The sequence below is a fragment of the Peribacillus sp. NPDC056705 genome, assembly GCF_043656335.1.
In genome coordinates this window covers 1-1146 of record NZ_JBHTYI010000249.1, presented here as the reverse complement: position 1 = coordinate 1146, position 1146 = coordinate 1, and the positions used below count along the sequence as shown (strand labels likewise).

The window sequence follows — 1146 nt, the reverse complement described above, 5'->3', positions numbered from 1 at the left end:
CCTGAAGGATGAGCCTAGCGAGCGTCTGGCCGAGGCGATCCGCCGAGTAATGGAGGGGCGGCGAGAGGTCTCGCCCGAGCTTGTCTTCGGTACGGTGCGCAATGCGAATCCACTGACCGAGCGCGAACGGGAAGTACTGCGGTTGGCCGCAGACGGGAACAGCTCTAATGATATTGCAGCGCAGTTGCACTTATCCTACGGTACTGTCCGTAACTACATGTCTGAGATTCTGGGCAAACTGCAGGCCAAGAACCGGATAGAGGCAATCTCCATGGCCGAAGAGAAAGGCTGGATCTAAAGGGGATTTCTCATCAAAATAAGAACTCAAGAACAGAACCCCTGCACTGTGAGAAGTGTCAGGGGTTCTATGCGCTCAATATATTCAATTCGGTTTCTTATGTGCGATGCGACGCTGCAGTACGGTAACGGTCTGTTGAAATCGTTGTGGGTCCACAGGCTTTAATAAATCGACATCACCTTCGTGAACGGATGCCAGGATATGGTCATTATACGCGGTTACATAGACGATATGGACGTCAGGGTCTAGCTGCTGTAGTCTTTTTCCGGCTTCCAGCCCGTTCATGCCAGGCATCTCGATGTCCAGAAACACAATATCTGCTTCACATGATGCCCATTGATCGAGAGCATCCTGTGCTTGCGTATAAGCTCCTGCGATCTCTAGCCGTCCATCCCGATGAATCAGTCGCTGCATCTGCATCAATGCCGGATTCTCATCGTCGATGACAATCGCCTTCATGATTCGTCCCCCTTCTCCTGTACCCTTGCGGCCTCATCACGCGAGATGAACGGTGTCTGAAAACAAACCCGAGTCCCTTGCTCAAGCTCACTCTCAATCCGCAATCCCTTGCCATAGAGCGTCAAGAGCCTGGAGTTAATATTCCTCAGACCGACACCGCTCTCCTGCTGCTTACCGGCAAGCAAGGATTGAATCCGCTCCGAACTCATACCGATCCCATTGTCCGAGATCATGACGCTGAGCTCGCGCTCATCTTCAAGCACATCAATCACCACCTGCACGGTACCGCCGGATATTCGCTTGGTAACGCCATGGCGTACCGCATTCTCCACGATCGGCTGAATGCTAAGGGGTGGCACCGCATAGTGCAAGGGTGCTCTCACATCATA

Annotated in this window: 3 protein-coding genes; 1 reads left to right on the top strand and 2 read right to left on the bottom strand. The window is 52.8% G+C overall.

Annotated features, from left to right (window positions below; genetic code table 11):
* Positions 1-298: response regulator transcription factor (locus ACFRAK_RS29405; RefSeq protein WP_394573254.1), on the top strand; the 298-nt coding region annotated here is incomplete at its 5' end.
* Positions 299-382: 84 nt separating this feature from the next.
* Here the strand turns inward: ACFRAK_RS29405 and ACFRAK_RS29400 are convergent.
* Complete coding sequence (locus ACFRAK_RS29400) at positions 383-757, bottom strand: LytR/AlgR family response regulator transcription factor (RefSeq protein ID WP_394573253.1); 375 nt, start codon at positions 755-757, stop codon at positions 383-385.
* The coding region (locus tag ACFRAK_RS29395) for a sensor histidine kinase (RefSeq protein WP_394573252.1) at positions 754-1146 on the bottom strand (393 nt) is incomplete at its 5' end. The genes ACFRAK_RS29400 and ACFRAK_RS29395, both read right to left, overlap by 4 nt.

Excerpts from the sequence above, each read along its gene's own strand:
- ACFRAK_RS29400 (WP_394573253.1), bottom strand. The coding sequence starts at position 757 with ATGAAGGCGATTGTCATCGACGATGAGAATCCGGCATTGATGCAGATG.